Raw genomic sequence first — 20,825 nt, forward strand, 5'->3', positions numbered from 1 at the left:
ATGTCTTCGATCGTTCGCAGGACATCATAATGATCAATACGCTCGTGGTAAGTGCCCGCCTTTGTCATGGGACCGGCAAATATTGTTGGAATGTGATTATTGCTCCAGCCGTCGTCCTCATCCCAGGTGATTATTAATAGACTGTTATGTCTTTGGGCCCACCGCACGTAAGAATTAAGGTTATTACTCAACCACACGTCACCTCGAGTGATTTTTTCCGATATCGTTCGCCCATCGTGCATATTATTAATCTGGTTAGGGATCACCATTGAAACCGTTGGGAGCTTCGAAAAATCTGAAGGAAACATATCAAACGGCATGTTCTCATCGGGCGGCAAATTCTTGCCCTGCCAGTTTACTGCGGGATTATGCTTCCGGGCGTAAAGATCATTCGCGGCGAAGCACCCTTCGTAGCCAACGGAAGGTATCGCCTCCGCGTACATGCCGAAACTCAAACCCTTCTTCCGCAGCTCGTTCGCAAGATTATCCCCCGTGACATTGACCGGGCACTCGTTATTCGTCACGTCGTGAGTTGACCCGGAAAACAGCGCAAGATAATTCGGCTGACTTGGATGTGTAATCGCAAATGAATTGTCGAACAAAGCGCCGTCACGGGCCAGTTGATTTAGGTACTTTGCGGCCTTGTTGCCGATAATTTGCCCATAGGACTTGTTCTCCTCGATGACAATTACGATGTGATCCGGGCGCGGGACTTGCCCGATCGCGGGTGTTGCTTGTTCTTCACCATAAGCGTGTCCACAAATTATCAACGGGTTACATAGGGCCGTTGCATAGACGGCCGCGCGAATTAATTTACGATGGTTTGTTATTGAGACAGGCCGCATCCGAGAAGAACTCAAAATGCCCGACGCAATGTTGTTATTGCTGCATGCGCGGGGTTGCGTTCTTATTTCAGCCCGGCGTTTTCAGATACCGCTAAAGCGATCGCGGTCCAATCCATATCCTGCCTGCCTTGTGCGCTCGAAGCCAGCAGGCGGTCTCGCAACAGGCTGGCCAAAGGCATCGGCACCTGGCTTGCTTGAGCGGTGTTGAGGGCCAAGCCGATGTCCTTCAGGCCCAGCGCCAGCTTAAATCCGGGCGGAGTGTACCTTTCTTCAGCGATGATCCTGCCGTAGTTTACATAAATTGGACAGGCGAAAATTGTCTGCGCGAAAAAACCGGCTAGCGCACCACGGTCGACATGATTCTTCTGACCCAAGGCCAGCGCTTCGGCTAATGCTTCAATTGCGGAAGCGATTAAAAAGTTGCCCGCAAGCTTAACCACGTTGGCTGCGCCGGGGTCCTCGCCGAAATAATGCACGCCCTGCCCGAGTGCCTGCAGCACGGGTGTTGCAGTTGCATAGGCTGCCTTGGGGCCGGAAACGCAGATCCATAGTTTGCGGTCCGCCGCGGCCTCGGGGCGGCCGAACACCGGCGCCGCCAGATACAGGCTGCCGTTTTGCTCGTGCGCAGTAGCGAGCTTCCTTGCGGTCTCAGGCGAAATTGTGCTCATGGAAATGTGCACGCCGCCTTTGCCCAGCACTTTGACAATACCGTTAGTACCAAGGACCACCTCTTCCAGCGCCGCGTCGTTGGCAAGCATGGTGACGACCATTCCCCCCGGCACGACCACGCCCGCAGGCCGCTTTGCAACTTGCGCACCTTCGCGAGCCAGGCTCTCTGTCTTGGCTAGAGTGCGGTTATAGACGCAAACCTTAAATCCGCCCTTAAGAATGTTGCGAGCCATGGGCTCGCCCATTTGCCCTAAGCCGATAAATCCGATTGATTTGGTCATGGCTCTCCTCGATTGACTAACATTTAATGATCATAACCCCGAAACAATGGGGGAGCATTTCTTGCCAACGCTGAATGTCCAAGTGAATTTTACAGCCTTAAGAATATTTCGTCTCCTCGCCGATTCTCCCTACGGTGCATCATTCCCCAATTGGAATTTCCATGCTGAAGTTCTCAGCGCACTTCCTCCATGCACTTCGGCAAAATAATGCGTGTCACTCAACCAATTTTAGGTTAAGTTGATGAATACGATTTGACTGCGGCAAATTTGTGTTCATTAATGTAAGCTGTAATGTTGATTTACGGTAGACCAAGCGGGAAGCGCGATGGAAAAACAGCAATTTGATTCTTTGCGGCAGCAGATGATTGCCGAGGTTGTCGCGGAAACTGTGTTTCTCACATCACAGCTGGGAAAGGCCGCGCTCAACGCACGCGTGATCGAGGTAATGAGCAAGATTCCGCGCCACGAGTTCGTCCCGCTGGAACTGCAACCGTATGCGTATCTCAACCGGCCGCTGCCCATCGGGTACGACAAAACCATTTCTCAGCCGTTCATCGTCGCGCTCATGACTGACCTTCTCGAGCCGCAGCCCGGCGATTCCGTGCTGGAAGTGGGCGCGGGGGTCGGCTATCAGGCCGCGATTCTGTCGGAGTTGGTAAAGCACGTCTACGGAATTGAACTCATCGATGAGCTCGCCCGCAACGCCCGACGCCGGCTCCAGCGTCTTGGATACCACAACATCGAAGTGCACATCGGCAATGGCTATTACGGCTGGCCGGACCACGCACCGTTCGACAAGATCATGGTCACTGCGGCGCCTGACCTCATCCCGCCGCCACTGATCGCGCAGCTGAAACCCGGCGGCAAAATGGTGATCCCCACAGGTATACCCGACAATCAGCAACTGGTGCTTGTGGAGAAAGCGGAAAGCGGCAAGCTGGTTACCACGGAGATATTGCCGGTACGCTTCTCGCCACTCGATGAAAGCGGCGACACCGCAGGAACATTGTCAAGTTAACGAACATCGTGCAATTCCGGTGAAAGCGAACGCGCTATTTCCTGCGGGACGCCGAGCTACGACAAACTTCCGGTAGACGAAAACATTCGACGCTTCCAACCTCACGCGGCCGAAATGATTACTAGATTTATTTCCGCCCCGGACTTATTACCGAGCGCACTATTTCTTTCTAGCGATAAAATTGGGCACTTCAGGCACCACGCCTACGCCATTGGCTCCATGGCAGGCGATACAGTTCCCTTGAAAGATTTGCCGGCCGATCCTACCTGGGCCACTCTGCCCGCCCAACATCACCAAGGGCCAATGTATTTCCTGTAAGCTTGAATCCAATTGGTACTCATTTCCTGTTGTGCCTGGTCAAGCGTCACATTCATATTGCAAACGAGCTCATGCAACCTGTATTCCAGTTTGTCCTTTCGTGAAGCGGACCAGTGACCGTTCCTGGGTTCAGGCCAAAGATTTTTGGGGTCGGTCGGATTGCCGCCTATTCCCAGCGAGATGAGATGGTCCTCCTCAAAAGCCTTAGGATTGGCGTGTCCATAACCGTACTGCGCTATTTGTTTTTTCTTTAGGCGATTGGTGTAGTTGGCGGGTGGCCGAATGGTTTTTGTGTATCCCCTAATGCAGATGGTATTTTGAATGTTGTTTTGCGTAACATCCGGATTTTTCGTACCCGGCGTCAACCGGTGGTCAGGAAGCTCACCGCCTGAGGCGACACCGATCGACAGGAACAATAGTAATAGAGCACCCCAACAAAGCACGTTTCGGATTTCAGGCTGCCGGCCTTGCATTTCCGCTGCGCAACGCTAAATGCCTGGATTCGGATCCTAAGCGATTTAGAAAATGCTTCGAATGCGAACTCAGGCTGTCTTTAATTGCGCGCCGCGGCCATCTGCCCTCATGCCGCGCTCCCCAGCACCCGCACTTCGTGTTGCGGAAATGGGATGACAATGTTCCTGCTGCGAAAGGTTTCCACGATCGTCTTCTTGAGTTCGGCTCCCGCCGCGTAGTAATCCGGCACGTTGGCCCATGGCTTCACCGAAATGTTGATCGAGGATTGTGCGAACGCGCTCACCGCAATAATGGGAGCCGGTTCTTTCAGTATCCGCGGATTGTTCTGCAATATCTCGCCGATCACCGAAAGAGCTTTGTTCAGGTCGGTATCGTAGGCAACACCAACCAAGATATCGAGCTGCCTAATTTTTCCGTAGTTGTGCAGGACCTCGCCGACAATCTTGCGGTTCGGGATAATCACTTGCGACAGATCCGGGTGACTCAACACTGTGCTGAACAGACTGATTTTTTCAACCTGGCCTTCTTCGCCGGCGATCGATATGTATTCGCCGACGCGGAACGGCCGGGTAAAGATGATGGTCAATCCCGCCACCATATTTCCAAGCACGCCTTGCATCGCTAAAGCGACACCGGCGCCGGCCACGCCGAGGCCTGCGATCAAAGGCAGCAGTTCCACTCCAAGGTTCTGCAGCGCCATAATCGCGAACAAGACCAGAACGAAGATGCGCACGATCCGAACCAGCAGCTCGCGAACCGGTGGTTCAAGACTGAGTTTTTTGAGACCGTTATCGACGATCGTGCCAGTCCAGCGCCCCGCGAAAACGCCGACGACAATTATCGCCGCGGCAACCAGTGCCCGCGGTCCGAACTGGATCGCCAAATCCATGGCCGTGCGTTTCGCGTGTTCCAGCGTTGCAAGTTCTTCGCTCATAGGCGTCCTTTCCTAGTACCCGTGACGCACATTGGCCGCAGAATTACTTGAGCAGCCCCTTGAGTTCCCCGCCGACCGATCCTGCGCTTTTCTCGACGCTCTCAACTGTTTTACCAAGATTAAGTGAGCGGGCTTCCTTGGTTACGCTTTGGGTGATCGCGGCCAGCACTTCCCCGGTAACCTCGCCGGCAGTTGCGCCATTCGATTTCTTGCCGATATCGCGCAGATGCAGATCGGGCAGCGATACCGATTCCGTCTTGCCTTTGAGCATTTCAGTACTCACTTCGACCTTGCCGTCCTTCACATAGAGATTTTCAATTATGAATTTCTTACCCGAACTCTTCCCTTTGGATTCGCTCGTTCCGCGAAGGCTTGCGCCAACGTAGCGGTCGACGTTGTGCTTGATGACGTCGAGATTGCTGCCGCTCGGTCCGTAATCGTAGGCGATATCCGGCTTGATAATCGAGATGTCCTTGATCAGAACCACATCCTTGGTGAGCGAGGCGATATCGAGCTTCATGCTGATTTCGCTGAGTGACAGCGCATGCTCGGTGTTAAAGCCTTTAGGATTTCCAATCACCAGGCCGCGAAGCGACGCCGTGCCGTCGGCGGGCAGGATTTTCACGCTCGAGAGCCTGACCGAGACGCCGGTAATCTGCGGTCCGTATTCGCGAATCGCTGAGGCAACCACCGAATCGAGCGAGGTGTAGAGCCACCAGACCGTACCGGCGATCACCAGCAGCACGACAACTGCAATTCCCAGCAAAACTTTTTTCATGGCTTTCTCCGTTAAAGTCCAGATTAAATCGAGGGCTCGGCACAGGCCGCATTCGTCTCACCGGCCACAGGAAAAGTATGCCGGAAATGCCGGAAGAAAGGAAAGCAAAAATATATGCCGGTCTCACGGCGAAACTGTCGGCGTGCCGCAGTGCAACTAACTGTGCCGGATCGCATTTTGCGTGGAGTATCCATCGTGCAGGCATTTTTTAAGAGCTAGAAAATTTTCCGTCGTAGTGAATTTTGCTCACCTGCGAACCACGAGGAAAAAAGCAACTGAAATGCTATTTTACCCTTTTCAAAATTGAATTGTCTCTGCGTGTGAGAGTAGTACTAAAATTCCCCCGCAACTAGAATTCCAATCAAAAATGCCATGCAAACACTAGACGACTATTTGCGCCCCAACCTCGATATTATTTCGATCGGACTCAATCCGTCCGTGTACTCGGTTAAGTCGGGGTTTTATTTCGCGCGACCGCAAAACCGCTTCTGGCAAGCCTTCAACGCGTCGCGACTCGCAGAACAGGAATTGACTCCGGGTAAGACTGCCATGACAATTTTGCTGCGCGACCACGGGATCGGATTCACAGATCTGGTGAAGCGTCCTACTTCCGGGGCCGCCCAGATCAAACCAGCCGACTTCCGTAAGTGGGCACCGCTCCTGCGCGACAAGCTGATACACCACCAGCCACGCATCGCTTGGTTTCATGGAAAGATGGCCTATAGAAATTACTTGCTTTATGCCGAAGGCCGGAAAATTAACTTTACCTGGGGCCAACAGGTTGCGGTCATCGGACGTTCCGCGGTATTCGTCACCCCTAACCCAAGCCCGGCCAATGCGGTGTTCTCGCTTGCGGAATTGATCAAATGGTACTCTCGGCTGAAAACCTTGCGCGATGAACTGTGCAGAAATGCAAATTTGAAATAGACTTCAAGACAGCTATTTTCATCGGAAGGTCAGTCTTGAATATCAAAGTTTAAGCGCCTTAAAACAAATCCGGCGTTTGCGTTGGAAATAATCGCGCGTCTATTTATTTGCCTGCCCCGCCAAAAGCGTTGGCGTGAAATCCCAATCCAGAGTTTGTACCAACCCGCGATTTGATCTGGTTAAGCGCAGCACCTTCAGCAACTATTTTTGGTCTTCTATCGCATCAGCCCCGCGCGCCTGCTCGCGGGCGCTCCAATCCCTTGCGATCCCAATTGCCCAGGGAAGCCCCGGCGTCATAGGTGCTTTGGCAGAAATCGAGCAATGATGCGCTTGGCGATTCGGCTTTCCGAACCTCCTCGTACATCAAAATGAATTCACCAAGCTGCTTGTGGTAGAAAGCCGCATCCGGCCGGACACGCGCCTCCTTAAACCCCTGCGGTTCGGGTACCGTGTAGGAATAAAAGGCTGCGTCCTTGATATCTCCGCTGCCGGGCCAAAAACCGACACTGCTCACTTCGTGCGAATAGGCTTCCCGCGTCATTGCGTCGGCACCGGGTTTTTCGGGCGCTCGCCGGCCCGAGAAGCGGCTGACCGCAAGGTCGAAGCTTCCCCAGAAGAAATGCACCGGGCTGCACTTGCCGATAAATCCCGACCTGAATCGGCCGAAGACTGCATCCACCGACAATAAGATGCGCCAGAATTTCTCCACCGATACGGCATCGTACGACGCGTGTAACCGATCCTGGTCGAAAGGAATCGGATCGGGAATTTCGACCGGCATGTGCCAAATTTTGACTTCAATTCCTACGGACCGAAGCATTTTCATGAATTCCTGATAGAAATCGGCCACTGCGCGGGGAGCAAGCGGCAGTGTTTTCAGCACTCCGTCACTCGTCTCCAGCACAAGTTGATGGCGTCTGAAGTCGAAGCAGAGCTCAAATGACCTTTCGCCATACGGAATGCGCGACGTAGTCAGGCCCTGGGCGGTTACGTACAGCGGAACATTCCACCAATGGTTGATGAGCGGCGTCAGACCCAGCCGAACCTTGCCCACGATCTGGGTCCACATGTGGAGCGTGGCACAGGTATCTTTCCACGAGTCCAGTGCCAGTGCGGGCCAGCATTCCGGTTTGTCTGCAACAAAGGACACCATAGTTTGAGCCCTACACGATTTCGCGCGGCGATGAGCAGCCCCCGCTACATCCCGCGATACGAGGCGCAACATTTAACTGCATTTGGGATTTGCATTTCGCTCCCTCCGGTCACTCCATTGCGCGAAATGGGCGGTGTACTTCGGCCAGCAGGACTCGATTTTTTTGATGCGCTAAACGCCAGGAGTGACATTAGGATATTTCAAATGCGATTCGTCTCGCGCCTTAGTGCTGCCACGCGTTGTACCAATTTGACCAGCCGGGTCTCGCTTTAACGCGCATAAGGTCTGAAGAGAGGTTACCGCAGATAAGGCATCTCCTATTCCGATTTCTCCCATCCATGCAAGCTGAATCCAGTTGCGCTCGCGAAGGTAACGGCTCAGATATCCAATCCTAAAATACTTGTTGCTCATTTTTTGCCCGATTTCCACGCTATCAAGCTCGGGAGGCAATGCGATCGTAACAACGAATGGCGCCGAATCCGCTCCGTCACCTATCACTTTGAATCCCTCACTGATGAGAGCCTTGCGAATAGTAGAGGACAATACAATTTGCCGTTCAAGATTTTTCTCGTTGAAATGATCAAGTGCCGTAGCTAAGGCTTGAATAAGGGTGGAAGAATGCGTAAATGGGATGCTCTCGTTCGCTGCATACAAAGCAAGATCCAGATATCTGGGAATCGCGCCCCCGCTATGCAAGACTCCTTCCTTGTGAAATACAAAAGCCAGTCCAGGCAATGCCGCCAATCCTTTGCCACTAACTGCTGAAGCAAATGTAACGTCGCGCAGATCTACCTCGACATTGCAAAATGAACTCACGCAATCCAGTATTGGGTTAGCTCCTAATTTCTTGGCTAACCGGCTAAATTTGGTCAAGTCGTTGAGAATTCCAGTTGAAGTTTCACAGTGCACCATCCAGATCCAATGCAATTTTTTGTTGCCCGAAACTTGACGCGCAACAGATTCAAAGTCGAACGTCTCCCCCCATTTTATTTTGTAAGCGCTGAATTTCAAATTTGCACGTTTCGCATGATCAATTAAACGGTCACCGAACTCTCCGTTGGAAAGTACGACGCCCTGACCCTCAATAAAGCGCAATTGCTGAGCAATAGCATCATTCGCCAACGTGCCGCTGCCAAGCATTACTTGCACAACTTCGGCTCGCGCAATTTTAATCAGGCGCTCGCGGCAGTTTTCGAGCACCGCTACAACCTCGGGTGAACGATGCGGCTGGAGTGACGTGGCGGCTGCCCTAATTACATCAGGATGCACTTGCGCCAGACTTGGTAGCATGCATTTATACGAGTTGTCAGTATCGGCAATTGGTGCTTCGTCTTGCGACTCGAGCCAAGCTACCTTTAGCCCTTCTATTGCTATCCCCATGGGCTGAAAAAATGCGCCTGGTTTCCCGATGAGCGGTCCAAAGGGTACAAACCCTAGGTGGAGGTATAGCCTGATTTGTCTGGTACTCCCTGAAATCAAGGCGTAATCCAGGTTACGTTTTCTGCATACATTTAGAAGTTCACGAAAAAGGCCGGGTAAAACATGCTTGTGTCTATATCCCTTTTGCACCGCCAAAAGTCGTAGCTCGCATACGGATCGGTTTGGCGGGATGTACCGGTCAAGATCGGGAAGTTTCTCGTCAAGAGAAAATGGCCTGACTGCGCGTACGGCGATCATGCCCACAACATTTGGGCCGTCCTTGCAAATAACATACTCGTTTTCGGAGTGAAATCTATCAATCAATCTTCCGTCATCTTTCGGAGGATGCTGCGGAATCTCGCCCGTGAAAGTTTGGTGATTTAATCGATAAATCTGATCAAATTCGTCGGGTGCTTTAGCCGACCCAAACTCCAGATGTGCAGTTTTGTTCTTCATCAAGTTCCTCCTTGGCCAGATCGTCCGTCACCCTGAAAAAGCCCATGGCGATGAGTCCAACTAAGAATTGCAAGGATGGCAACGCAAAATGCGGTCGCTCGGGCCGAATTTACCAGCATGGGGCTAAGCAAGATTCCGCTTCCAAACGCGATTAAAGCGCTTTTTTCAATTTTTTGAATCAAAATTCGAGACACTAAATAAGCCAAAGCGACAACGGCTAAAACGGCAGGCTGCCAAACCATGAGTGCCCCGGCGGCGGGCGCCACCCCCCTACCACCATCAAACCTTAATTGTGCCGGCCACACGTGACCCATTACCACAGCTGTCGCAGCAACACCGGTGTACAGTTCATTTCCGGGCATTGCCGTTATTGTCAGAGCAACGATCAGCCCTTTTGCAAAATCCAAGCTAAATACCAGAACACCATACCTTGGACCGAGAACTCGAGCAGCATTACGTGCGCCCGCGCTGCCACTACCCATATCACGAACGTCGCGACCGGTTCGCCAATAAGTAAGGTAATAGCCGGCTACCGCGGAGCCGACTACATATGAGAAAACAGCAACAACAAAAGCAGTGATTGCCGTTTGCATTTACTTGTTCACAAGAGTTGAGTACCGAAGTTTAAACAATGGAAGTTGGTTACCAGCCTTTCGTTTTGCCGCAAACGTTGCGGACGCGAATACCTCAACCCGCTAAGCGGTGAGGGTAATCAGGAACATGCCCCAAGGTCTCGGCGCGTCTCCGCACCGCATGCCGTAGTCCAGGTAACCCATGGGCCGAATTGCATTTTTTCCAGAGCCTACTGTTTCAATTGATCACTATGCGCCATGGCTCCCCATCACCGTCGCAGCGATCGTGATCAAGCTCAAGATCAAATAACCCCAGCGGACCGCCTGAATCCGCAGCATGGTTCTGCGCGGATATCGTTTTTGTAAAACCAAAGTGTACCGCAAAGTCAAAATATTTTCCGCAACCGTGGCGACCGCCCCTAAGTCCCCAACAGGCGCTGGAAACGCACCAGCTTGACATGCAACCCAATGGTTGCATATAATTGCCACGTGGTTATGGACGAAGACAAAGTGTTCAAGGCCCTCGCCGATCCCAGCCGCAGGCAGTTGCTCGACCGGCTGCGCAGGAAGAACGGGCTGACGCTAGGCGAGCTTTGCAATGAGCACGAGATGAGTCGTCAGGCGGTAACCAAGCATCTTGTTTTGCTGGAGGCGGCGAATCTCGTCGTCACGGTGAAACGGGGGCGCGAAAAGTTGCATTACCTCAATCCAGTGCCGATCAACGAGATTTACATGCGTTGGATCGGCAAGTTTGAACAACCAAGGGTTCAAGCGCTGTATAACCTTAAACAAGCCTTAAAGGAGCACGATCATGACTAAGCCTGAATTTATCTACACCACTTATATCAAGACCACACCGGAAAAACTGTGGGCCGTTATTACCAACCCCGAGTTTACTCGCCAATACTGGGGCAAAGACAATGTTTCCGACTGGAAGAAAGGCTCCAAATGGCAATCTTTCACCATAGATGACAGTCGCACAGTCGTAATTGCTGGAGAAGTGTTGGAAAGCGTACCGGCCAAACGTCTGGTGTTGACCTGGGCCAGTCCCGACGATGCGGCAGACGTTTCCCAGGTCACTTTCGAAATCGAGCCTGTCGGGAATATGGTACGCCTCATTGTCATACATGGTAACTTCACGAAAGATTCAAATATGGCAAGCCGGGTCGCCGCGGGATGGCCGCTCGTGCTCTCCAGCATGAAATCCTTCCTGGAAACCGGCAAGGCGCTCGATATTTGGGCCGGAAAAGAATCGGGCTGTGCGACACTCGTCGCCAAAGGAGTAGCCGCATGATAACTGTCGCGAGAACACGCGAATGCCCGGCCTTATAAGACGTTCGTGAGCTCGGGCTACGTTCCCGTCAACGGCCTCGAGATGTATTGCGAGATTCACGGCAATGGAAACCTTCGGAGCGCGCTGGACGGGGAGCGGAACTTATGTTCTTATTCGAGATACTAATTATTTACTCCGTCGTCGTAAGGAGGAGCCGACATGACGCGTTTCTTGCTTATGATCATATCCCTGCTGTTCGCCGCGATCGCGTGGGCCGGGGACGTCGAAGTCTCAGGCGCCTGGATCCGGCAACTGCCCGCGGGCGCACCCGCGGGCGGCTATTTCGCTTTGCGCAACCCCGGCCCGCAGGCGACGGCACTGGTAGGCGCGAGTTCGCCAGATTACGGCATGGTTATGATGCACAAAACGGTGGAACAGGGCGGAGTGGCAAAAATGATCGACGTAGACAAGATCGAATTGCCGCCCGGCGGCAAGGTCGCGTTTCACCCGGGCGGCTACCATTTGATGCTGATGAACCCGAAGCATCGGATCGCAGTGGGATCGACAGTACCGGTGACGCTCAATTTCTCCGATGGGCAGAAGGTCACCGCGCAGTTCGAGGTGCGCGGCCCGACCGCGAGATGATACGGACTGCTTGGTGGTCGTTCGCTTGCGCAGATGATGGACGACCTGAAGGCGGCTGTTAGCTTTCTTCTACCTTGGGAGTTCTCTCCCTCGGCGCTCGTCCTGTGCGCGGGAGTTGTCTTGCTTTACGCGCGCGGGCTGATGGACCAGCCGCTGAAAGAGCGGCCCGGACTTGGCCGCAGGCTCGCGTTCATCGGTGGCTGGGCGGCGATTTATTTCGTGATGCAAACGCGCTGGGACTATTTTTCTCAGCATATGTTTTTCATGCATCGCATCCAGCACCTAGTCCTGCATCATATCGGTCCCTTCCTCGTGGTGTTCGCGCAACCGCTGCCGGTGCTTGCCCGCGGCTTGCCTTTCGGAATGGCCGGCCGCGTGTTCCGGCCGTTGTGCAACAATTCGCTGACGCGTTTCGTCTACCGCCTGCTGCAGAACTGGCTGGTGGCCCCGGTGCTGTTCGTCGGGTTAATTTATCTCTGGCTCACGCCCTCGATCCATTTCAACGCCATGCTGAGCGCGCCGATTTACCTCGCGATGAACTGGAGCATGCTGCTCGATGGGCTGCTATTCTGGACGTTGATGCTCGATCCGCGCACGCGGCGCGAAGGCGCGCTGATCGGGTTCGGCCCACGCATATTCCTGCTGCTCCTCTCAATGGTGCCGCAAATTTATCTGGGAGCGCACATCGGCCTTTCCACCCGGGAGCTGTACGACGTGTACAGCGTTTGCGGCCGCGCCTGGCCGCTAAGTCCGCTCATGGACCAGAACTTCGGCGGGCTGATCACCTGGATACCTGCCGCAATGATGCACGTAATCGCGGTTCTGATATTGCTTGCGCGCTGGATGCGCTCGGATGAGGGACCGAGCGCCGATGCTCAAACCTCGGCGTCCTTGCCGGTCTAGGCACACGACATGCAGCGAAACCCAATAATCCTGATTAGCGCGCTCACCGCCTGCATTGCACTCGTCGCCTGTGCCGAAAAGACGCATTGGCGCACCGATAATATCGACGGCCTGATGCCGACACTCGAATTCAACATGACCGACGATGCCGGACAAGCGGTTAACGCGCGGACCTACCGGGGCAAGACGGTGCTGCTGTATTTCGGCTACACCAACTGTCCGGACGTTTGCCCGACGACGCTCGCCAAGCTCGGCCAAGCGCTCGACGCCACCAGGAATCACGGCGCCGCCACCGTGGTGCTGTTCGTAACCGTGGATCCGAAGCGCGACACCGTCGAACGCATGCACGAGTACGTACAGTCATTCGGTTCATGGTTCGTGGGTCTGCGGGGAACGCCGGACGAACTTGAAGCGCTCACCAAGCGCTACCGGGTCACCTACTCATTCGGTAAACCGGATAAAGACGGCAACTACGACGTTACCCACAGCACCGCAGTCTTCGTGTTCGACGGCACGGGACGCAGCCGGCTTCTCATGCTGCCGCGCGATTCCGCAGCGGACATTACCGCCGATCTCGACCAACTCTACGCCATGTCCGCCTCCTAGGCGGTGTGCGGTGCCGGCGGCGGATTGTTCATTTCACCGCTTCAAGCCCGCGCGATTTCAACCCGGTTATCTGACTGACAACCCGCTCCGCCTAAATTACAGTGCGCCGACGAAGTCGTTGAATTCACTGCCGAGCCGTTGCGGCTCAACCCCGGCCAATAGCCCAAATTGGATACTGCCAATCCTTCAAAAACATCGTTGCTCAATTCCGCCTTACCTTCAAACGAGCCGCGATCGTTGAATACGCGCACGTAGTCACCATTCTTGATGTTGCGAGATGCCGCATCCTTCGGGTGAATAACAACGGTCTGCTCGCCTTGACGTTTCTGCTGAACCGTCTCATTTGCATATTGCGAATTCAGAAACGCATGCGGCTTGGGAGAAATCAGGCTGATCGGGTAGCGCTTGGCGAGTTTCTCATCCGCACCGGATGCCTCGGTTGGCGGAATATAGTCCGGAACGGCGTTAACTGGATCACCGGGTTGCATCTCATTGTAGCCATTGCGCCAGACAGGGACGATAAAGTTGCCGTTTTCGGCTGCGCTGGCTTTGAACTCGCATTTTCCGGATGGGGTCTTGAAGTTGCCTTGGGCGTGAGGTGCGCGCTTGTCGGGCGCGCCGACATTGAGGCGCATCCACCCCACTTCCTTGAGCTTCTCCAGAGTGATTCCTTTCAAGGCGGGCGAATTCCAGTCGTACATCTTCATCAGCAACTCGTCATCGGTCAATTTCCAGTAGTCATCATTGAAGCCCATGGTCTTTGCAAGACGACGGAACATCTCAATGTTAGACACGCATTCCCCGGGAGCCGGGATCGCCGGTTGGTTGAGCATCATGTAGAGATGACCCCAGGTGACCTGGAGGTCATACTGCTCGGCCTGCAACGTTGCCGGGAGGAGGATATCGGCGTAACGCGCAGTGTCCGTAATGAACAATTCGCTTACCACCGTAAACAGATCCTCGCGCTGTAGACCCTTGATCAGCTTATTTGCGTTTTGTTGCTGAGACACAGGATTGGAGTTGTGTATAAACACGGACATGAGAGGTGGATCGAGTTTCTTCTCACCCGTGAGTGCTGCTCCGAGGTCAAGCTCGTTGACGACGCGCGTGCCGGGTTTGATCCAGTCGGGCCGCTGGATGAAGTCGAAATTGAACGGGAACTCCCAAATCGGCATCTCGACCGCGCCGCCACCGACATGGCGCCAGGCACCCACCAGTGCCGGCAAGGAGGTGACCAGGCGGACCGCGTCACCGCCGCCCGGACAGCGCTCGAGGGCCACGCCTTCGCGAATCGCCGAAGGCTGGCTGGTGGCATATTCGCGTGCCAGCTTGCGAATATCCTCGGCTGGCACGCCGGTAATCGCTGCCACCTTCTCCGGGGTATATTTGGCGGCGCGGACTTTTAAGTCCTCGTAACCGATCGTGTATTTCTTCACGTAGTCGTGATCCACCAGGTCCTCGCCAATGATCACGTTCATCATGCCCAGCGCCAGCGCTCCATCCGTTCCAGGCCGAATCGCAATGTGCCAATCGCCCTGTTTCGCCGTCCGCGTGCGGATCGGATCGATGACCACGATCTTCGCGCCATTCTTCTTCGCCTTGAGGATAAAGGGCCACGCATGCAAGTTGGTGGTCAGCATGTTCATCGCCCATACGATGATGTACTTGGAATAAGCAAGGCTTTCCACGTCGAGCCCGCCCGTCGGGCCCACGGTCATGATCCAGGCGGTGGAGGAGCCCGACTCGCAGTAGCACTTTTCGCCGATGGTGGCGCCAAGCCGGTTGAAGAAGGCGTCGCCGCTGGTCAGCCCGTTCAGGGTTCCCTGATTTCCCAGGTAACAGTGATTTATGATCGCCTGGGAGCCGTATTTGGCGATGATCTCGGTCCAGCGCTTCTTGATCTCGGCGAGCGCCTCATCGTAGGAGATCCGCTTGAACTGCCCGCCTCCTTTGGGACCGACGCGCTTCATCGCATACAGCAGGCGGTCGGGATTGTAGTGGTGCTCGGCATAGTCCTTGAGCTTCACGCAAAGACCGCCGCGGGTCATCGGGTGATCCGGGTCGCCCGTTACCTCCACCAATTTGCCGTCCTCGACATGGTATAAAAAAGCGCAGGTATCGGGACAGTCCTGGGGGCAAGCGCCTCTAACAATACGGGTTTCACTCACATGCACTGCCATGGTGGTTCTCCTTGGGGAAATGAGCCGGGACTTGATGCATTTAACTTTGCTCCCGATCAATTATCATGTCAACGGCCAAATCGAGCGACCCGCTCCCGGCGGAATTCCTCCCAAAAAACCTGACGCCCTGGGCTAGTCAGCTTAGAAGGGATTCTAGGAATTCAGGTCGGATTCTTCTGCGGAAAGCGAGAAGCCGAGAGTGAAATTTCGATTACGTCAAGAATGATACAGCCCCGACCCCCAGTTACTGCGCAAATTTAATTCTGCGATTACGGCCCGAATTTCGGGCTAGACTGACGACCGAGTTATTCCGTTACCTTCGTCGCCGAAACAATCCAGGGCTCATGATCCCGGCCGAAAGCCACAGCCACCTCATAATGCTTAGGCTGTTCACCCGGTTTCGTATACGGATTCCGCGGGTTCATATCCTTTAATTCGCCGATGAATCTATACGGAACATTTATGGTGGTTCCAAGCGTTACGAGATAGCCCATCAGAGTCGGCCCGCCATTAACTTGGTTTAGTTCGGGCCTTATCTGTCCGCGAATGATTGCGTATTTCGATCGGTCGGGGTAGCGCGCGCGAAGCGTTGCATCATCGAGTCCAGCATCCACCGCATACAAACGGTTCGATATGTTTTCCTCCTGCCAGATCATGTTTTTCCTCACATCCGGACACAGTTCGCAATCGTACGTTTTTTGGTCGGGCCAGCAAGAAGGATCTATCGCGTCTTTCATTTGCTTAATCGCGGTCTGGTACGCCGTACCGTCAAGCTCGAGTACGATAAATACTTCTTTTTCTCGCATGTTCCGGTAATGGCTGAATGCATCCCTATCGCTTACGGGCATGCTGACGTCAAATCCCAGCTGGGCAAGCTTCGCTTTGTCCAGCCATTTCGGGGACCCGCTAGGAATATATCCGACGAATCCAGTAATGTTCCTGCAGTAGCTCTTTCCTAGCCACCAAGGGTTCTCCTGAGGTATGCGCCAATTTAGGTTAAGCTCCATCCCACTGCCTTCTTTATCCGTATACGTTTTGGTCAGCTCGCGGTCAGTGAGCTTAAGTTCGCTCTCTATGCTGCTGCGGTTGTAGGTTACCGAAGCCAGCACAAAGCCGTTTGCGACTAGAATCACAAGTACGCCGGAGATCAAAATAAATTTAAAGCCCGGCTTCTTCATTTCGTGCCCTCCAGTCCTAGATTTCTTTCCATTGACCGAAGGCGCTTCATAATCGCCAGGAACAATACGGCAGTCAAGCCCACGACGAGAAAGAACAAGTACTTCGGCATGATATCCCACCACCAGTCGTAAAATTTGCTGTACAGGAATATCACGAAGAACGTCGCGCCGGTGTTAACCACCTCCGGCCAGTGCTTGCGTATGCCAAGCCAAACGGCCGCTGCACTCGAGAGAAATCCGAGCACCTGATAGCTATTCTTGATTAATTCACGACCCCAATCCAGGTAGCTTCCCTCCGGCCAGTTTGCCAGGACCAGCGTGGGCAGCAAGGTTGTAAGCAGGCCAAAAATTCGGTATACGCCGGCAAACTTGTCGAAATGTTCGTGTTTGATTATCAGTGGCGTGATGAAAAGGAGCACCGCCGCCGGAAAAAAATCCTCCGGCCGCCCACCGAAATCCAACCAGTAAAAACCGGCCCATGTCCCCGCGCGCGCGGCAATGTATGCCGTAATGCAAAGGATGCCGGCAATGAGCAGCAGTCTTAATTCAAAAGCATAGGCCAGCAAGAATCCGTAGCCCGCCCAAACGAGAAAAGCACGGTCGGATGGAGTAACGTTGAAAATTATCCCCAGCATAGAAATATTGAGCACAAAACAGGCAAAGGCCACCATCGCTGCGAGTTTAGTGAAGTACCCGCTGGAATCGCGGCGACTAACCATCATTGTCAGGGCGAAAGTCAGAAGCGAGGCTACGACCAGGATCGCGGTCTGCGTTTTTTCCCCAAAATCACCCCAAAATTGACGGAAAAGGAAAAACACGCTTGCCGCAAGCGCGAGCGCCCCGAACAAGGAGGCTGCACGCATGCCCAGCGAAAGCTGTCTGGATTTTACATCCTGGTCAACGTCATAGGATCCGACAAACTTTGAAACAAGCTCATCGTGGTATTTTCTGATTCTGTTTTTGGTTTCATCGTCAAACTTGAAAACGCCCTCGTGTTCCAGCCTTTCTAGCTCGCGGTGAAAAACCCTGACGTCGTCCGTTCTTTCCTGGGCGGCGCTTTTACTGGTTGCGCCCCCGCTCAAGTCGCGCATTCTTTATTCCCCGCCAATTACCGCACGAAAAAGCATTGTCGCATTTTTGCTGTAGAAAGCTAAATATTGGAAGTGAAAATTCCATCGCTTCAAAACATAATTCGATCGTGATTCATTTTGTTTCTTCGCGCTTGGTTAGGTCATGACCAGAAAAATAATCAAAGCCAGTATGCTCAGAATATTCCGCACCGTATGTAATTTGCCCCAATGCGACAAGAGTTGGCGCGTGACCTGAGAATTTTTTTCCAGCCCAGGGGCAAGGAGTTTCTTGTTTGTGGGCATGATCACGATCAGCGTGAAGGGTATAACTGAACTGAGCAACAGGCCGCCGATGAGCCACCAGATGCTTGACCCGGCAAACCAGGCTGTGACCGAGGCGATCAAACCAAAGCCGCGAGCGAAGCCTGCATGATCGCCGCCTGTCGATAGCTGACGGGAAACACGGCTGCTGCGAGTTCAGCGCCGCATTCCATCCGGGCTGGATGCTCGACGAAGTTGATGTACACTGCCGCGCCCGAAAAAAGTGCGCAACAAAGAGTGGCAATGAACTGAGCGACAGATTGGAGCGATATCATAAAACCAGGGCCTTGAACACCCAATATTCTAATTCAACGGCACGGCCCCAGCTTCATGCGGAAGCAACCCGAGTTCCAATCTGGTTCGGCAGTCTGCACTCAATGTTAGCTGTCAACCAAAAGAGAAATTTCCCTGACCACCAATCGGTAGATTCGCCGTTCGAGCCCAAATAAAAAAGGCAGGGTCCAAGTCCTGCCTTTTTTAAAGATGAAGAGAAATTACCTCTTCATACTGATGGCGCACAGATCATCTTGGGTAAATTTGATTGATCATTCGATCTTGCTGATCGTCGTCCTCATAGAAACGCGGGTTAGTTATGTCCATCCCGGTATAGGCTTGACCGTTCATGTCTTGACCGTTCGCATTGTACGAGAATGCTCCCGTTTCCGGGCTGGTCCTGTACGATTGTTGTGATGTCATTTCCGGACCCGACGCACATGCACACAAGAGTAAGGTGGCGATGATACCTAGAAGGACTTTTAGAAGGGCTTTCATGGAACCTCCCACATTGATGCGTCAATTGGGATTACTGTGGCATGATTCTATGGCGAGCAGATTTCGATGTCAATACGTCAAATCGTTTTGTTACACTTTGTTACAATTCCGAATTAAGTTGCGAAATGGGATGGCGCCATTTGGTCAGGGTTGAAACTGCCGGTGGTGAGTTATTGGATTCAAGCGAGCTCCGTCTAGGTGGTGTCCGCGATTGGCCGAGGCAGTGTGAAAACGCTAAATTTCGAGAAACAGGTTAGCAGTTTCTCCACGCGAGGCTCATTGTCTCGCAGTGCATTGCCCCTACATTCCACTCAGGGCGCAGTCGAAGAAGCTTGGTGTGCAAACGAGGACGAGTCCATATACGGACAGGTGGGGAAAAAATGGGTTAACGGGTCAAAGTCGAATTTATTCGCCCTGCCGATGGATCGTGAATTTCCGCGCCGCGGAAGCGACAATCCAAATAATTTGTCTAGTGCGACTGTCTTCGCGCCCTGTGACAGCCTGGGTCAACAACTGGCTTTCATTGTTTTACGGTAGCGCGAAAGCGATATTTCAAGTTTAGGCCATGCTATCCATAAGTTGGGTGCGCACGAAAATGATATGCTCGCGGAGCGCGTAGAATTGGTCGGCGAACGACCGCGGCATTTTCATTCTGTTGACTGCCTTCTCGATGTCATCAAGCCGCCCGAGCATTTCTTCCCGGTTCTCAGGTACTGTGGCTGCACGCATATCCCTTTCTAGAGCCAGTAAAGCACCGTACCAACGATTGATGCGCGACCTGACGCGCCAGCGATATAACGCGGGCGTCATGCGTAATCCCGGGATCAACAGAACAACAATCGGGACTAATATTACCAACATGCGGTCTGCGAAACTGGCTAGCCAGAACGGCAGATGCCGATAGAGAAAACTCTTACCCGATGTGTAGTAACGTTTCGCGTCATCGCTTATGCGAAATTCGTGTTCAAGCGGGGCCGGAAATTCGCCTGCGCGGCGCAGCAACCCGGCGCTTGCGTGCACCTCAGTCGCCGCCTCAATCAATAAATCGGATAACGCCGGATGCAAATCTTCGCGCGCGATGAGCTCGACCGTCGGTGCGATCAGGGAAACATCATGGTCTGGAATGTTTTTTCCGAGATCGATGGACCCCATCGGAAGTTCCAGCGCATTTAAATACGGGAAGCGCCGGAGGTAGGCTTCTGCCTGTTCGAAATTCATCAGCTGAACCCCTGGTGTGAGAAATAGCTCGCGCATCACGTGCACGGTCGCGGAATCCCCCATTAGAAATGCGGCATCGATCTTCCCATGGATAAGCGCCTGCGCGGCGTCTTCTCCGCTCAGATCCAGCAGTGCTGTCGAGCCGCCGGTCTCGATGCCATTGGCCTTGAGCAAGGCCAAGGCCAGAAATCGCGTCCCGCTGCCTTCCGGGCCGATCGCCAACCGCTTGCCGCTCAGTTCCGAAAGCCGCATGACAGGGGCTGCGCCCCGGTAAAAAATTTCAAGCGGTTCATGGAAAATGCTTCCAAGCGACACCAACTTGTCAATGTTCTTCCCACCGGATACTCCCCCCTGAACAAACCCGATGTCGACGTGAAACGAAGGATTGTTCAGTCTGTTAAGATTTTCCAGCGAGCCCCCCGACGGGAGGATTCGCAGCTTCACGCCGCTGCGCGCCAATATTTTTTGGTACTTTTTGGCAGTGGTCTGGAAGGTGCTGCCCTCGGGGCCGCTGGTAATGGTGATGTGGTTTGGCGGCGCGGGATTGACGAACCGGATGGCGGCCCAAATCGCAAGTAAGCTAATCAGAATTATTGGAACCAGCGTTATCGCGAGATCGCGCCACGAAATCTCCATCGACGGTAACACGCGCAGCTTGGGAATGATTTTGCGCATATCGTGCCGTGTCATTTATGAAGTTTCGTTCTCTCGTCGTTGCATGTTTCGGTGCAACGCCGTGCCCCAGGCGACGGTTCTGGGGGATCTTCAGATTGCCAATTACAGACTGAAAATCTGGCCACGATAAACGCAGGTTCG

Annotated in this window: 22 protein-coding genes; 7 read left to right on the forward strand and 15 right to left on the reverse strand. The window is 53.5% G+C overall.

What is annotated here, in order from left to right; translation table 11 throughout:
• Both VLV32_10085 and VLV32_10090 read right to left on the reverse strand, forming a co-directional pair.
• A partial coding sequence (locus VLV32_10085; protein HUL42234.1) for an alkaline phosphatase family protein occupies positions 1-770 on the reverse strand: 770 nt, incomplete at its 3' end.
• A 137-nt stretch (positions 771-907) separates the two neighbouring features.
• Positions 908-1,795, reverse strand: coding sequence for an NAD(P)-dependent oxidoreductase (locus VLV32_10090; GenBank protein ID HUL42235.1), 888 nt, complete (start codon positions 1,793-1,795; stop codon positions 908-910).
• Between the two features lie 325 nt (positions 1,796-2,120).
• Here VLV32_10090 and VLV32_10095 point away from each other — a divergent pair, with 325 nt between their 5' ends.
• Positions 2,121-2,813 (forward strand): protein-L-isoaspartate(D-aspartate) O-methyltransferase, encoded by a 693-nt coding sequence (locus VLV32_10095; GenBank protein HUL42236.1) that lies wholly within the window; start codon positions 2,121-2,123, stop codon positions 2,811-2,813.
• Between the two features lie 290 nt (positions 2,814-3,103).
• Here VLV32_10095 and VLV32_10100 read toward each other — a convergent pair whose 3' ends face one another.
• The 3 genes from VLV32_10100 to VLV32_10110 all read right to left on the reverse strand — a co-directional run bounded on the left by VLV32_10100 (position 3,104) and on the right by VLV32_10110 (position 5,317).
• Entirely contained in the window at positions 3,104-3,604 is a 501-nt protein-coding gene (locus VLV32_10100; protein HUL42237.1) for a hypothetical protein, read from the reverse strand.
• A 107-nt stretch (positions 3,605-3,711) separates the two neighbouring features.
• A complete protein-coding gene (locus tag VLV32_10105) occupies positions 3,712-4,539 on the reverse strand; it encodes a mechanosensitive ion channel family protein (GenBank protein ID HUL42238.1) in 828 nt (275 codons plus the stop codon).
• Positions 4,540-4,582: 43 nt separating this feature from the next.
• A complete protein-coding gene (locus VLV32_10110; GenBank protein HUL42239.1) occupies positions 4,583-5,317 on the reverse strand; it encodes a hypothetical protein in 735 nt (244 codons plus the stop codon).
• 372 nt (positions 5,318-5,689) lie between these two features.
• Here VLV32_10110 and VLV32_10115 point away from each other — a divergent pair, with 372 nt between their 5' ends.
• Positions 5,690-6,244: a mismatch-specific DNA-glycosylase gene (locus VLV32_10115; GenBank protein ID HUL42240.1), complete on the forward strand. Its 555-nt coding sequence runs from the start codon at positions 5,690-5,692 to the stop codon at positions 6,242-6,244.
• A gap of 223 nt (positions 6,245-6,467) precedes the next feature.
• On the opposite strand, the gene VLV32_10120 is transcribed toward VLV32_10115, so the two are convergent.
• From VLV32_10120 to VLV32_10130, 3 genes are all read right to left on the reverse strand, one after another.
• On the reverse strand, positions 6,468-7,397 hold the full coding sequence (locus VLV32_10120) for a DUF5996 family protein (GenBank protein HUL42241.1): 930 nt from the start codon (positions 7,395-7,397) through the stop codon (positions 6,468-6,470).
• A gap of 171 nt (positions 7,398-7,568) precedes the next feature.
• Positions 7,569-9,272 carry an aminotransferase class V-fold PLP-dependent enzyme gene (locus VLV32_10125; protein ID HUL42242.1) on the reverse strand — a complete coding sequence of 568 codons (1,704 nt, stop codon included), beginning with the start codon at positions 9,270-9,272 and terminating at the stop codon, positions 7,569-7,571.
• On the reverse strand, positions 9,272-9,865 hold the full coding sequence (locus VLV32_10130; protein ID HUL42243.1) for a glycerol-3-phosphate acyltransferase: 594 nt from the start codon (positions 9,863-9,865) through the stop codon (positions 9,272-9,274). The genes VLV32_10125 and VLV32_10130 overlap by 1 nt, the downstream gene beginning before the upstream one ends.
• A 474-nt stretch (positions 9,866-10,339) precedes the next feature.
• Here VLV32_10130 and VLV32_10135 point away from each other — a divergent pair, with 474 nt between their 5' ends.
• The 5 genes from VLV32_10135 (at position 10,340) to VLV32_10155 (ending at position 13,271) form a co-directional block, all read left to right on the forward strand.
• Complete coding sequence (locus VLV32_10135) at positions 10,340-10,663, forward strand: helix-turn-helix domain-containing protein (GenBank protein HUL42244.1); 324 nt, start codon at positions 10,340-10,342, stop codon at positions 10,661-10,663.
• Positions 10,656-11,138: an SRPBCC family protein gene (locus VLV32_10140; protein HUL42245.1), complete on the forward strand. Its 483-nt coding sequence runs from the start codon at positions 10,656-10,658 to the stop codon at positions 11,136-11,138. The genes VLV32_10135 and VLV32_10140 overlap by 8 nt, the downstream gene beginning before the upstream one ends.
• Positions 11,139-11,336: 198 nt before the next feature.
• Positions 11,337-11,762 carry a copper chaperone PCu(A)C gene (locus tag VLV32_10145; protein HUL42246.1) on the forward strand — a complete coding sequence of 142 codons (426 nt, stop codon included), beginning with the start codon at positions 11,337-11,339 and terminating at the stop codon, positions 11,760-11,762.
• Positions 11,763-11,798: 36 nt separating this feature from the next.
• Positions 11,799-12,665, forward strand: coding sequence for a cytochrome c oxidase assembly protein (locus VLV32_10150; GenBank protein HUL42247.1), 867 nt, complete (start codon positions 11,799-11,801; stop codon positions 12,663-12,665).
• Between the two features lie 9 nt (positions 12,666-12,674).
• Positions 12,675-13,271 (forward strand): SCO family protein, encoded by a 597-nt coding sequence (locus VLV32_10155; protein ID HUL42248.1) that lies wholly within the window; start codon positions 12,675-12,677, stop codon positions 13,269-13,271.
• Positions 13,272-13,312: 41 nt separating this feature from the next.
• Here VLV32_10155 and VLV32_10160 read toward each other — a convergent pair whose 3' ends face one another.
• From VLV32_10160 to VLV32_10190, 7 genes are all read right to left on the reverse strand, one after another.
• Entirely contained in the window at positions 13,313-15,451 is a 2,139-nt protein-coding gene (locus VLV32_10160) for a molybdopterin-dependent oxidoreductase (GenBank protein ID HUL42249.1), read from the reverse strand.
• 305 nt (positions 15,452-15,756) lie between these two features.
• The gene (locus VLV32_10165; GenBank protein ID HUL42250.1) at positions 15,757-16,629 is read right to left on the reverse strand and encodes a DUF4824 family protein; all 873 of its coding nucleotides are present in this window, start codon (positions 16,627-16,629) and stop codon (positions 15,757-15,759) included.
• Entirely contained in the window at positions 16,626-17,720 is a 1,095-nt protein-coding gene (locus tag VLV32_10170) for a DUF2157 domain-containing protein (protein ID HUL42251.1), read from the reverse strand. Before VLV32_10170 ends, VLV32_10165 begins: the two co-directional genes overlap by 4 nt.
• A gap of 135 nt (positions 17,721-17,855) precedes the next feature.
• Positions 17,856-18,104 carry a DUF1772 domain-containing protein gene (locus tag VLV32_10175; protein HUL42252.1) on the reverse strand — a complete coding sequence of 83 codons (249 nt, stop codon included), beginning with the start codon at positions 18,102-18,104 and terminating at the stop codon, positions 17,856-17,858.
• Positions 18,101-18,295 (reverse strand): hypothetical protein, encoded by a 195-nt coding sequence (locus VLV32_10180; GenBank protein ID HUL42253.1) that lies wholly within the window; start codon positions 18,293-18,295, stop codon positions 18,101-18,103. Before VLV32_10180 ends, VLV32_10175 begins: the two co-directional genes overlap by 4 nt.
• A 247-nt stretch (positions 18,296-18,542) precedes the next feature.
• A complete protein-coding gene (locus VLV32_10185) occupies positions 18,543-18,716 on the reverse strand; it encodes a hypothetical protein (GenBank protein HUL42254.1) in 174 nt (57 codons plus the stop codon).
• Positions 18,717-19,349: 633 nt separating this feature from the next.
• Positions 19,350-20,699, reverse strand: coding sequence for a TAXI family TRAP transporter solute-binding subunit (locus VLV32_10190; GenBank protein ID HUL42255.1), 1,350 nt, complete (start codon positions 20,697-20,699; stop codon positions 19,350-19,352).
• Positions 20,700-20,825: the final 126 nt, after the last annotated feature.

The organism is Burkholderiales bacterium, assembly GCA_035518095.1.
In the GTDB taxonomy this organism is placed as follows: domain Bacteria; phylum Pseudomonadota; class Gammaproteobacteria; order Burkholderiales; family JAHFRG01; genus JAHFRG01.

What these genes read in the sequence shown, in the direction of transcription:
- VLV32_10090 (HUL42235.1), bottom strand. Translation starts at nt 1,795, where the DNA reads ATGACCAAATCAATCGGATTTATCGGCTTAGGGCAAATGGGCGAGCCC.
- VLV32_10095 (HUL42236.1), top strand. Translation starts at nt 2,121, where the DNA reads ATGGAAAAACAGCAATTTGATTCTTTGCGGCAGCAGATGATTGCCGAG.
- VLV32_10100 (HUL42237.1), bottom strand. Translation starts at nt 3,604, where the DNA reads ATGCAAGGCCGGCAGCCTGAAATCCGAAACGTGCTTTGTTGGGGTGCT.
- VLV32_10105 (HUL42238.1), bottom strand. Translation starts at nt 4,539, where the DNA reads ATGAGCGAAGAACTTGCAACGCTGGAACACGCGAAACGCACGGCCATG.
- VLV32_10110 (HUL42239.1), bottom strand. Translation starts at nt 5,317, where the DNA reads ATGAAAAAAGTTTTGCTGGGAATTGCAGTTGTCGTGCTGCTGGTGATC.
- VLV32_10115 (HUL42240.1), top strand. Translation starts at nt 5,690, where the DNA reads ATGCAAACACTAGACGACTATTTGCGCCCCAACCTCGATATTATTTCG.
- VLV32_10120 (HUL42241.1), bottom strand. Translation starts at nt 7,397, where the DNA reads ATGGTGTCCTTTGTTGCAGACAAACCGGAATGCTGGCCCGCACTGGCA.
- VLV32_10125 (HUL42242.1), bottom strand. Translation starts at nt 9,272, where the DNA reads ATGAAGAACAAAACTGCACATCTGGAGTTTGGGTCGGCTAAAGCACCC.
- VLV32_10130 (HUL42243.1), bottom strand. Translation starts at nt 9,865, where the DNA reads ATGCAAACGGCAATCACTGCTTTTGTTGTTGCTGTTTTCTCATATGTA.
- VLV32_10135 (HUL42244.1), top strand. Translation starts at nt 10,340, where the DNA reads ATGGACGAAGACAAAGTGTTCAAGGCCCTCGCCGATCCCAGCCGCAGG.
- VLV32_10140 (HUL42245.1), top strand. Translation starts at nt 10,656, where the DNA reads ATGACTAAGCCTGAATTTATCTACACCACTTATATCAAGACCACACCG.
- VLV32_10145 (HUL42246.1), top strand. Translation starts at nt 11,337, where the DNA reads ATGACGCGTTTCTTGCTTATGATCATATCCCTGCTGTTCGCCGCGATC.
- VLV32_10150 (HUL42247.1), top strand. Translation starts at nt 11,799, where the DNA reads ATGGACGACCTGAAGGCGGCTGTTAGCTTTCTTCTACCTTGGGAGTTC.
- VLV32_10155 (HUL42248.1), top strand. Translation starts at nt 12,675, where the DNA reads ATGCAGCGAAACCCAATAATCCTGATTAGCGCGCTCACCGCCTGCATT.
- VLV32_10160 (HUL42249.1), bottom strand. Translation starts at nt 15,451, where the DNA reads ATGGCAGTGCATGTGAGTGAAACCCGTATTGTTAGAGGCGCTTGCCCC.
- VLV32_10165 (HUL42250.1), bottom strand. Translation starts at nt 16,629, where the DNA reads ATGAAGAAGCCGGGCTTTAAATTTATTTTGATCTCCGGCGTACTTGTG.
- VLV32_10170 (HUL42251.1), bottom strand. Translation starts at nt 17,720, where the DNA reads ATGCGCGACTTGAGCGGGGGCGCAACCAGTAAAAGCGCCGCCCAGGAA.
- VLV32_10180 (HUL42253.1), bottom strand. Translation starts at nt 18,295, where the DNA reads ATGATATCGCTCCAATCTGTCGCTCAGTTCATTGCCACTCTTTGTTGC.
- VLV32_10185 (HUL42254.1), bottom strand. Translation starts at nt 18,716, where the DNA reads ATGACATCACAACAATCGTACAGGACCAGCCCGGAAACGGGAGCATTC.
- VLV32_10190 (HUL42255.1), bottom strand. Translation starts at nt 20,699, where the DNA reads ATGACACGGCACGATATGCGCAAAATCATTCCCAAGCTGCGCGTGTTA.